The sequence below is a fragment of the Megasphaera sp. MJR8396C genome, from assembly GCF_001546855.1.
GTDB lineage: Bacteria > Bacillota > Negativicutes > Veillonellales > Megasphaeraceae > Megasphaera.
Genome location: NZ_KQ958192.1, coordinates 39,858 through 50,043 on the forward strand (window position 1 = coordinate 39,858; position 10,186 = coordinate 50,043).

General features: G+C 52.4%; 9 protein-coding genes. 1 reads left to right on the forward strand and 8 read right to left on the reverse strand.

Annotation, left to right across the window (positions count from 1 at the left end; translation table 11 throughout):
* Positions 1-8: 8 nt before the first annotated feature.
* The 6 genes from hypF to HMPREF3201_RS07035 form a co-directional block, all read right to left on the reverse strand.
* On the reverse strand, positions 9-2,297 hold the full coding sequence (gene hypF, locus HMPREF3201_RS07010) for a carbamoyltransferase HypF (RefSeq protein ID WP_062412378.1): 2,289 nt from the start codon (positions 2,295-2,297) through the stop codon (positions 9-11).
* A gap of 1 nt (position 2,298) precedes the next feature.
* Complete coding sequence (locus HMPREF3201_RS07015) at positions 2,299-3,333, reverse strand: nitrogenase component 1 (protein WP_062412379.1); 1,035 nt, start codon at positions 3,331-3,333, stop codon at positions 2,299-2,301.
* Entirely contained in the window at positions 3,330-4,634 is a 1,305-nt protein-coding gene (locus tag HMPREF3201_RS07020) for a nitrogenase component 1 (RefSeq protein ID WP_062412380.1), read from the reverse strand. Before HMPREF3201_RS07020 ends, HMPREF3201_RS07015 begins: the two co-directional genes overlap by 4 nt.
* Positions 4,635-4,636: 2 nt before the next feature.
* Positions 4,637-5,392 (reverse strand): nucleotide-binding protein, encoded by a 756-nt coding sequence (locus HMPREF3201_RS07025; RefSeq protein WP_062412381.1) that lies wholly within the window; start codon positions 5,390-5,392, stop codon positions 4,637-4,639.
* An 11-nt stretch (positions 5,393-5,403) separates the two neighbouring features.
* Positions 5,404-5,655, reverse strand: a complete 252-nt coding sequence (locus HMPREF3201_RS07030) for a TM1266 family iron-only hydrogenase system putative regulator (RefSeq protein WP_062412382.1) — start codon at positions 5,653-5,655, stop codon at positions 5,404-5,406.
* Between the two features lie 222 nt (positions 5,656-5,877).
* Complete coding sequence (locus tag HMPREF3201_RS07035) at positions 5,878-7,134, reverse strand: dicarboxylate/amino acid:cation symporter (protein ID WP_062412383.1); 1,257 nt, start codon at positions 7,132-7,134, stop codon at positions 5,878-5,880.
* Positions 7,135-7,304: 170 nt separating this feature from the next.
* Here HMPREF3201_RS07035 and HMPREF3201_RS07040 point away from each other — a divergent pair, with 170 nt between their 5' ends.
* Positions 7,305-7,511 (forward strand): zinc-ribbon domain-containing protein, encoded by a 207-nt coding sequence (locus HMPREF3201_RS07040; protein ID WP_062412384.1) that lies wholly within the window; start codon positions 7,305-7,307, stop codon positions 7,509-7,511.
* Position 7,512: 1 nt separating this feature from the next.
* On the opposite strand, the gene HMPREF3201_RS07045 is transcribed toward HMPREF3201_RS07040, so the two are convergent.
* Positions 7,513-7,761: a hypothetical protein gene (locus HMPREF3201_RS07045; RefSeq protein ID WP_062412385.1), complete on the reverse strand. Its 249-nt coding sequence runs from the start codon at positions 7,759-7,761 to the stop codon at positions 7,513-7,515.
* A 237-nt stretch (positions 7,762-7,998) separates the two neighbouring features.
* On the reverse strand, positions 7,999-10,186 hold a 2,188-nt coding region (locus HMPREF3201_RS11890), incomplete at its 5' end, for a YadA C-terminal domain-containing protein (RefSeq protein ID WP_197408266.1).

Consider the following 10,186-nt stretch of genomic DNA (forward strand, 5'->3'; position numbering starts at 1 on the left):
TCATCTATTTAAACAGTTTCGTGATACATCGCATAAATAGCCTGTCCCAAGGCAATGCCGCCGTCGTTGGGCGGCACCAGGCTGTGCCGTAAGACCGTAAAGCCCCGCTGCTGCAACGCCTTGTCACAAAGGCTGAGGAGCAGACGGTTTTGAAAGACGCCGCCGCTGATAGCCGCTGTCGTAAGGCCCGTTTCACGGCGAACACTTTCGCAGATGCCGACGACCATGCCGGCCAATCGGCAGTGAAATTCATAGGCCAGTTTATCCGGGTCTTCGCCGGAAAGGCGTTTCTCGACGAGATCTTTGACCAAGGCCAACGTCGGCAGCAGGCGCCGTCCGTCGCCGTCGATGGGTTCAATCGGTTGGACTTCCATCGCCCCGTGAGCCCCTTCCCAACGTTCCGCCGCAAACTGCAGGCTCATGGCCGCCTGACCTTGAAAGGTCGACATCCGGCAAAGGCCTAAGATGGCGCTGACGCCGTCAAATAAGCGGCCGGCACTGGTCGAAATGACGCTGTTGATCTGTTGGTCAGCCAGGAAAAACTGAGCCGCCAATTCCTTCGGTTGGCAAAGTTTCAAGTCTTCGACCATAGCCGTCACACCGTTTCGATCAAACAGTCCGTCAAGCAGACTGACAGCAATGCGCCAGCCTTCTTTGGCGGAAATATCGCCGCCGCGCTGCCAGAAAGGCTCAATGGAAGCGGCCCGTTCAAAGCCCTGAAGGCTGCTGATAAGGATTTCACCGCCCCAAATCGTCCCATCCGTTCCATAACCCGTCCCGTCAAAGGAAACGCCGATGACGGGCTGTTCACAGTCGTTTTCGGCCATGCAGGACAGGATGTGGACATAGTGATGCTGGATGGGCACGACAGGCCGGCCCAATTCGCGGGCCACGGCCGCCGTGTTGTAGGCCGGATGAAGATCACAGGCCACGACCGACGGCGACGCTTCCAGTAAGGACGCCATGCGCTGAACCGATTCGCGCAGAGCCTGAACGGTTCGTATATCGCTCATGTCGCCAATATAGGGCGATGGGTAAAATAAGTTATTGCGGCCGATGCAAAAGCAGTTCTTCAACTCGCCGCCAATGGCCAAAACGTCTTTTCCCTGACTGTTTCCGTAGAAAAAGGGCAGCGGCGCATAGCCTCGCGAACGGCGGATCATATAGGGTTTGCCGTCGTACCAATCCATGACCGAGTCGTCGGCCCGAAGGCGGATGCGACGATTATGGGACAAGACGAGGTCGGCGAGCCCCGTAAGTTCCTGCCGCGCTTCATCGTCGTTGTGGCAGATCGGCGCGCCCGACTCATTAGCGCTGGTCATGACCAAACTGTCGGGCATGGTAAGGCCGTCATCATAGGTAAACAGCAGGAGATGAAGCGGCGTATAAGGCAGCATGACGCCGATGGACGGGTTGCCCGGCGCCACCGAGGGAGCTAAGGTAAGCCCCTCCCCTTTGGCCAATAAGATGATTGGCTTTTGGTGGCCGTCGAGAACGTCTTCGGCCCCATCGGGAATAACGCATTCACGGCGAACGGCGTCGAGGTCCTTCATCATGACGGCAAAAGGCTTCACCGGCCGTCCCTTGCGCTTGCGCAGGGTGCTGACGGCCTTTTCATTTCGCGCGTCACAGCAGAGATGAAAACCGCCGATGCCTTTGATCGCGACGATGTTCCCATCGAGGATGGCTTTGCGAACGGCCGTAATGGCGTCTCGTCCCCGTTCGTCCCGGTCCAAAAGGTAGACTTCGGGACCGCAGTCATTGCAGCAGACGGGCTGTGCGTCGTAACGCCGCGTTTCGGCATGAGTATATTCATACTCGCACTGAGGGCACATGGGAAACTCGCCCATGCTCGTCCGCTCCCGGTCGTAGGGCATGGAGTCGAGGATCGTCAGCCGCGGGCCGCAAGCCGTGCAGTTGATAAAGGGATGGAGATAGCGGCGGTCGTTCTTGTCAAAGAGCTCCCGTTGGCAGGCCTTGCAGATGGCAATGTCCGGCGAAACGAAGATATCGCCCTTTTCCTTGGCGCTTTCGATGATGGAAAAATCATCATAAGGCGGAACATCGACAGTCGTCGTGACGACCTTTAAAATCGACGACCGTTCCGGGGCCTTCTTTTCCAAGTCGTCATGAAAAGCGGCCAGCTTCGATTCATCCCCTTGGGCAATGATTTCCACGTACGAGCCCTTATTGCAGACCGATCCGCCGATACCATTGGCATCAGCAATGCGGCTGACGAAGGGCCGAAAGCCGACGCCCTGGACGATGCCGAAGACACAGATACGTTCGCTGCTCATCTTATCCCCTCCCGGATACGGCAAAATGCGGAAAATCTACGTATTGGCCGTGGAAATTCGGCAGGGCCCGGCGGTAGTACAAGTCGCCGAGGATGAGGTCAAAATTGTCATTGTCAGCAAGGTCACGCCAATCGTCTTCTTCCTTCAAGACGACGTGACTTTCATGGCGAATCTCCGGCTTATCCATAAACCAGGAAGCCGTCGTCACCCGGGCAGCGCCGGCTTCTTCGGCCATGGCGGCCATGGCTGAAGCCGCTGCCTGCTGATGGATGATGAGGACGTTCTTGCCGGCAAATAAATTATCGTCGAAGTTGACGACGGCATCGAGGCCGAAGTAATGGAGCTCATACGGCGTGCCGAAGGTTTCCTTCAAATACTGAGCTGCCTTGAGGCCTGCCGGTGACACGACCATATTGAGGGACGCCTTGCCGGCATTCTTATAGTCATCGATTTCGTCGAACAGCAGAATCTGCTTCCAACCTTCTTCGGCCAAGCTCTGACTGATCCATTCGATGTCGCCGGGATGCATCAGCTCCAGGGGCACAGCGCCGAGGATACCGACCGTATCGGCTTCCGGTTTCAAGTTCTTATCGGCAAAGGCCGGGAACAAGGCCCCATAGGCTCGTTCAATACCTTTATCGTAATAGTCCATGCCCGTCGTATCAATAGTGATGACCGGCATGTCAAGTTTCTTTTCGGCCATCCGCTTCAAGGCCTTGTAGTCCGTGCCGATGACGGCCGGGACCGGCGTGCCGATGATGGCCGCAAAGGAGGCGTCGATCGTTTCGGCAGCGTCGCAAAGTTTTTCCACGAGGCGGTCGTCACGGCCGAGGATGGCATCCATATCGCGCAGACCAGCGCTGAAAACGGCGCTCTTTCGGCCACTGAACCAACGCGGTTCATCAAAGCCGCAAATATTGCCGGCACAGCCGCCGGCGTCGCAGATGACGACGATGCCGTTTAATCCGTAGAGAACCGCTGCCGCTCCGGACTGATCCGGCGCAAAGGGGGATATATATTTCCATAAACCTCTCATCGTTTCTTCCTTTCCAAGAGGACTTCTTCCAACCGTTTCAACAGTGAAACGACTCCGGCATAGCCGAAGGGCTGAATATCCTCATCCCAATGAAGGTGGGCAGCCTGTTCATGATAGTATGCCGCATCCTTGCCGATGGTCACGTCGATGGACGCTTCATCGCCTTCATAATAGAGCATGGACGGCGACAAATTGGAGTACACCTTCGTTTCCGGACTCAGTTCAGCCAAATGGCGGAGGTAGACGAAGTCGTCGGGACCGAGGTTGGCATAGATTTCACGGACGATAAAGCCGTAGCGCGTCAAGGCCAGGGCCATTTCAAAGGCGTTGCCGTTCTGCATCTCGCCGATGGCAACGGTCGTTCCACTGTACTTTTCCCGCATTTGGGCGACGACGGCCTGGGCCTTTTCCAGCCAAACCTGGTCGTCAATGGTTACATCCAAGGCTTTGGCCAGCGCCTGATACTGCTTGTGAATCTGGCTGACCTGATAGAGGCGGGTCAATTCGATGCTGGGAATGCCCAGTCGTTTTTCCAAATCCTGAGCGGCCAGCCGCGATTCCGGATTGAGGACAAAATTGACGTTAGCCCGCGACATCGCCTTGTAGGCCGCAAAATCGGCGCAGCGGGAAATTTCATTGATTTGGGTAAAACCGATAGACCGCAGAATATCGTAAAATTCACAGTCGTCCTGCAAGGGCGCAAAATAGCCCAAGAGATTGACCGTCCGACGCTGACGGGGTTCCTTTTCCAGTAAGGAATAGACGGCTCGTCTGACATCGACCATAGGCGGCTTGCGGCCTTCACGAGTCAAGGCGTACATATAACAGGGCACGACGGGCAGTCCCGCCGCCTGTTCAGCCTTGCGGCAGACTCGTTCCATGTCGGTCCCCAACAAGGCATCGACACAGGTCATGCAGACCATGACCACCGACGGCTTTTCGGGCAGACTGTCGACGACTTCACAGACGGCCTGAGGCATCTTCTTCAAATGACGGCCCGTTACGATATCCGTTTCATCCATGATATAGAAGAAAAATCGGTCGCTGTAACCGCCCATCTCGCTGAGGATCGTCGTATTGCGACCGCAGCAGCCGGGGCCGATGAGAATCATGACCGAGCCGGGAATGGCAAGTCCCGCCCGTTTTACGCCGAAGCCCTGAGCACCCGGCGAGTTAAAAGCCAGCGCAGCCGGCGAATTATAGATGAGGTGCGTCGACGTAATGAGCTCCGCCGGAATCTGGTCGCGGCCGCGAGCTACTAAGTCCTGCACCGTAATGGCAAAAGGTTTTCTTTCTGTCATAATCAATCCTTGTCTTCTAATAATTTACGGGCCAAATCGAGGAACGTCTTGCTGATGGGAAGTTCCGGATTGCCTTCGATAACGGTCTGACCCAATTCTTCATAACGGTTGATATCGTCACTGCGGGGAATATCGCCGACGATGGCAAGGCCCGCCTTTTCGGCAAAGGCCTGTACTTTCGCATCTTCATCGGGAATATTGCGCCGATTAAAAATGATGCCCTCGACCTTAGCGTAACTGCGGTCGGCAAAATTAGCAACCGCCGTATTGATGTTGTTGGCTGCATAGAGGGCCATCTTTTCACCGGACGTGACGATGAGGACCTTTTCCGCATAACCTTCCCGAATGGGAGCTGCAAAACCGCCGCAGACGACGTCACCCAAGACGTCATACAAGACGACATCCGGTTTATACGTTTCAAAGAGGCCTAAATCTTCGAGCAGGGAAAAGGTGGCGATGATGCCTCGACCGGCACAGCCCAAGCCCGGCGTCGGTCCCCCCGTTTCGATACAGAGGATACCGCCGTAACCGATGCGTGAAATATCTTCGATTGACTCGGGATCTTCGTCATGTTCGCGAAGATAATTCATGACCGGCAGCAAGGGTTCGCCGCCGAGGAGATTGAACGTCGAATCGGCCTTGGGATCGCAGCCGATCTGAATGACCCGCTTCCCCAAATAGGCAAAGGCAGCCGCCAGGTTACTGGTCATCGTCGACTTGCCGATACCGCCTTTCCCGTAAATTGCAATCTTAAGCATACACACTCCCCCTACTGCGGCATAGGCGGATAAATCGTCTTAGTGCTGATTTCCGGAATCATGCCGATTTTGCCCGACAGGGCGCTGATGACATCTTGGGGAGCATCGACGATGATACTGATGACGTTGATGTCCTTATCCTTATAAGGGACGCCCATGCGGCCGACGACGTACTGGCCGTATTCGTGCAAAATTTCATTCAACTTAGTCGATTCATTGCGGTTGCCGACAATAATGCCGATTAAAGCGACTCTCGTTTCCATAAGGTCTCTCCTCCTCAACAATAAAAAAAGGTTCTGTGTGAAAGCACAGAACCTTAGGATAATCACTATGTGCTTTCGCCTCGCCTGCGCAGACAGTCCTTTGCAGAAGAGCACGGAGGCTCATCGATGAAGTTTTCCGTCAGGAAGTCCTTACGGAGCACTTGTTTACCCCATTATTATAACAGATTTAGTCTACTATTGCTATTGAAACTCTTGGTAATTTTAGGCCGCTCTGTCCTCTAGAAACGCACGATAATTTTTATAGAAATCAGCCTTGGTCAAATCCTTTTCCCAGCAGGCTACGACGACCGTCGCCATGCAGTTGCCGCAGACGTTGCAGATCGTGCGGATCATGTCCAGAATACGGTCGACGCCAAGGAGGATGGCAACGCCTTCCGTCGGCAGATTAAAGGCTGCAGCCGTAGCGGCGACGACGATGATACCGGCACCGGGAACACCGGCAATCCCCTTGGTCGACAACATGAGCGTAACCATGACCAGGAGCTGTTGTTCAATAGGCATCTGAATGCCGTAGAGCTGGGCAATGAACAGGATGCCCGCCGAGCTGTAGAGAGTCGAACCGTCGAGGTTAAACGAATACCCCGTCGGCATGACAAAGGTGACGATCGGTTTGGGAACGCCGAGAGCTTCCAGACGCTTCATGGCACCGGGAAGGGCGGCTTCACTGCTGGCCGTCGAGAAAGCTAAGAAGAGAATATCTTTTAAGGCGTGAATGACGCAGAAAAAATTGATTCGCGTAAAGGCGCTGGCAATGAGGGCCACAATACAGATAAAGAGTGCTGTCGCGCCGGCAACAGCCACGATGAGTTCACCTAAGGGAATGAGCATTTCGATGCCGTAGCTGCCGACGGTATAGGCGATCATGGCAAAGACGCCGATAGGGGCAAAGTGCATGACATAGGCCGTAACCTTGAACATGGCTTCAGCTACGCTCTGGCAAAAATTGACGATCAATTCCCCTTTTTCACCGATATGAGCGACGGCGACGCCAAAGAAACAGGCGAAGAAAATGATTTGCAGCATATCCTGACGGGCCATGGCATCGATGATGTTGCTGGGAACGATATGGACGGCATAATCGACGAGGTCGACGCTGTGTTGGCTGGCCGTCGCCGCATGAGAGGCATTGGCCGCCGAAGCCGAGAGGGTAACGCCGACGCCGGGCTCCGTCACGTTCATGACCAATAGTCCGATGACCAGGGCAATGGTCGTTGCAAATTCAAACCAAAGAATAGCCTTACCACCAAGACGGCCGAGCTTCTTAAAATCGCCGGTTCCGGCAATCCCCATGATGAGGGTGCTGAAAATCAAGGGGACGACGATCATCTTAATCATCCGTAAAAATGCATCGCCGACGGGCTTCAACTTGTCGCCAAAATCAGGGAACAAATATCCGACCAAGGCCCCGATGGCCAAACCAATCAAAATCTGTGTACTCAAACCAATTTTTCGTTTCAAACCGCCATTCTCCTTCTTTCTTACAATTATTTGTTGTAAATAATTAAAAGTATATCCCTATTATCCCAGTTATGCAAGTTATTATATATACCGTTTACATTATTAAAATATAACTTCTTGACATAGAGAATCGAGCCAACTATAGTAGAGAGAGAATAGGAGTTGATACCATGATTTGCCCAACCTGCGGAACCGAACTTCGCGACGGCGTCCTCATGTGCCCCATCTGCGGCACCAAGCAGGAAGTCCCTGCGCCGGTCCCTCCCAAAAACATACAAAATAACCCGAAGATCTTTACTAAGACTCGGGTTATCAGTGTCGTTATCGTCCTTGCACTCATCATCATCGGATTGTGCAAAGTATTCTTATTTAACTAATTTATATGCGAAACAGCACGGCGTCATCATCGATGAAAACCCCGTTGTTTTCCATCTCTCCGGAAAACCGGTCCATCCCGATGGCCGCCTGAATCCCCATCAGGGTATTGCGGAAATGAAGGGTCCCTTGGCTGTATCGCTCGCCGTCAGCGCCGTTAAAAGTATCGAGGTCGGCGCGCTCCAACAGCATTTGCCGAACATCTTCCGATAAGTCGCCCCATCTCATCCCCAACAAGGTACGAAACAACATAACCAATCAATCCTTTCGTATAAATTTATGATCGAATCCCGTGAATAGGGGCAAAGTGTGTTCTCACAAAACACCTTTGTCCTTATTTCTCTTTGTATTTATTATATAATTTCACAATAAGAAAAGTCAATCCGTTAGATGAAATTATAGTGCGAATTTTGCATACAAATTAAGAATAGCAAAAGGCCCTGCTTCCCAAAAGAAGCAGGGCCTTTCACAAAGAGGGAGGAAAATATACTATTTGTTGATCAAGGAGTTGACGAGTTTCTTAAGTTCTTCAATCTGATCTTGCTGTTCCGATACGACAGATTTCAGATCGTCAATTTCCTGGGCCATGACCGTCTTCGACGGATAAACCTTCGTTTCGCCTTCGCCGATTCTCCAGGTTACCCCGGCATTGATCATGTTTTCACCGCCGCCATAAGACGTACCGATGCTGAACATGGTATCGAAGTTCGGACGATAGAAGGCGCCGAGAGCGATGGCATTGGCGCCGCGATAGTTACCGACACCGGCCGTGACTTCCCACTTCGCTTCCGGACTGAATTCCAGCGGATGCAGGGCTGCCAAAGCGGCTGCACCGGCACCGACGCGGCTGATGCGCGTATCGAGCTTGTTGACGCGGTTATTAATCTGGTTCATGCCCGTGCCAATATTGTTGATAGCACGGTCGAACTGCGTCTTGTTAACCGCATCCGTCGGATCCGTACCTTCGCCGATATTCTTGATAACATTGCCACCCATATTGACATTGTTATTATTGATGGTAATGTTCTTCGACGAATCTTCATTTACAATCGTCAGGCCATCGTTGTTGATCGTCGTGTTGCCCGTCGTGACCGAGCCCGTATTAATCGTGTCGCCTTCGATGACAGTCTGGTTGTCGCCAGTACCGATAGTAATCTTGTTGTTTACTTCGATAGTGTTAATGTCTTTGATATCTTTCGACAACTTGATATCGAAGCCCGTGTTGTCACTGTTGTTGACTACGCCGATGTTGTTATCGGAGAGGTTGTCAGCAGCTGCGCCACCTTTCAGTTTCATCGGATCCGTGCTCTTACGCGTTACTTGAGCATCGGCCCCGCTGTCACTTTCAAAGACGCGGCTCGTAGACTTCACAGCCGTATCGATGTCGCTGATCTTGTCTGCGATATCCTTCAACTGACCTTCCGTAGCGGCACGATCTTCCACGATGCCATTGTTAGCCGGATCCCAGGTCGTGTTGTCGAGGCCGGTAATGAAGTGGCCGCTCTGGGTATCCGTCGTGTTGTCAGACTTCGTGCCTACGACGTCCGTCTGGTTGCCCATGACGATGCCGCCATTAGTCGTATCACCAATGGTGACTTGACCGTTCGTACCGTCAACGACAACCTTATTGGCACCGTCACCGGCCGTAATCGTAGCGGCATCGCCGTCGATGTTGACCTGTTTGGCTTTATCCGTATCGGAACCTAAGGTAATGTTGTTGTTCAAGGAAACCTGATTGTCTTCACTGACGGTAATATTCCTACTACCGGTAACCTTATTTGCTTCGATACTGCTGTTAATCGTGTCGTAAACGGATTTCAGCTGATCCTCCGTAGCGGCACGACCACTTACGATACCATCCGCCTTAGGATTCCAAGTCGTATTACCTAAGCCTGTGATGTAGTTACCTTCTTCAGATTTACCATCAGCACCATCTTTCGTGTAAGTAACCGTTTGCTTAGCAATGTAGATGCCTTCGCCAGCAGCTTTACCGCCAATACGAACACTGTTCAGGCCGTTCAAATCTTTCGCTAATTGGACTTTCAGCGTATCATCGGTAGTTTTTACAACACCGATATTGTCTACTTCTGTAAAGTCAGTAGCCCCACCGGTAATGTTGAGAGTACCACCGCTCTTCGTATTCACGACTTCAGAAGCCTTATCACCAGCAAAGTTCAAGCTTACCTTACTATTTTTACCGGTAATATCATCGGTTGTTGCGATGTTTTCGACTTCAAAGGATTTCTTGTCATTGCGAGTAATAGTCAAGGTATTATTAGCAAAGCTTACACTATCGACAAAAGTATCTTTCGAAGCAACTTTATACGTTGTAGAGCCATCTGTTGCCGTGGTCGGAGTAACAGTTATATTATCTCCCGCCTCTACAGCGACTTTATTTGCTTTCAACTGCGATACGTTGACAGCATCAGTATCAGCCGTACCGGCTGCGACGTTGGTAACCGTCTTGCTGCCAGCGTTGATGCCTGTCGTTGTAACAGAAGGACCACCAGTAATCGTCAGACCGGTTGCACCGAGAGTTACGGAATCACCGACTGCCACGCTGTTCAAACCGGTAAGATCTTCAGCCAAACGAACATTGAGTTTTCCATCTTCGGAAACCACTCCGATATTCCCAGTCGTCAGGTCACCCTTAGCACCGCCGACAACATCCAGCGTT

What these genes read in the sequence shown, in the direction of transcription:
- HMPREF3201_RS07020 (WP_062412380.1), bottom strand. Translation starts at nt 4,634, where the DNA reads ATGACAGAAAGAAAACCTTTTGCCATTACGGTGCAGGACTTAGTAGCT.
- HMPREF3201_RS07045 (WP_062412385.1), bottom strand. Translation starts at nt 7,761, where the DNA reads ATGTTGTTTCGTACCTTGTTGGGGATGAGATGGGGCGACTTATCGGAA.
- HMPREF3201_RS07030 (WP_062412382.1), bottom strand. Translation starts at nt 5,655, where the DNA reads ATGGAAACGAGAGTCGCTTTAATCGGCATTATTGTCGGCAACCGCAAT.
- HMPREF3201_RS07040 (WP_062412384.1), top strand. Translation starts at nt 7,305, where the DNA reads ATGATTTGCCCAACCTGCGGAACCGAACTTCGCGACGGCGTCCTCATG.
- HMPREF3201_RS07015 (WP_062412379.1), bottom strand. Translation starts at nt 3,333, where the DNA reads ATGAGAGGTTTATGGAAATATATATCCCCCTTTGCGCCGGATCAGTCC.
- HMPREF3201_RS07025 (WP_062412381.1), bottom strand. Translation starts at nt 5,392, where the DNA reads ATGCTTAAGATTGCAATTTACGGGAAAGGCGGTATCGGCAAGTCGACG.
- hypF (WP_062412378.1), bottom strand. Translation starts at nt 2,297, where the DNA reads ATGAGCAGCGAACGTATCTGTGTCTTCGGCATCGTCCAGGGCGTCGGC.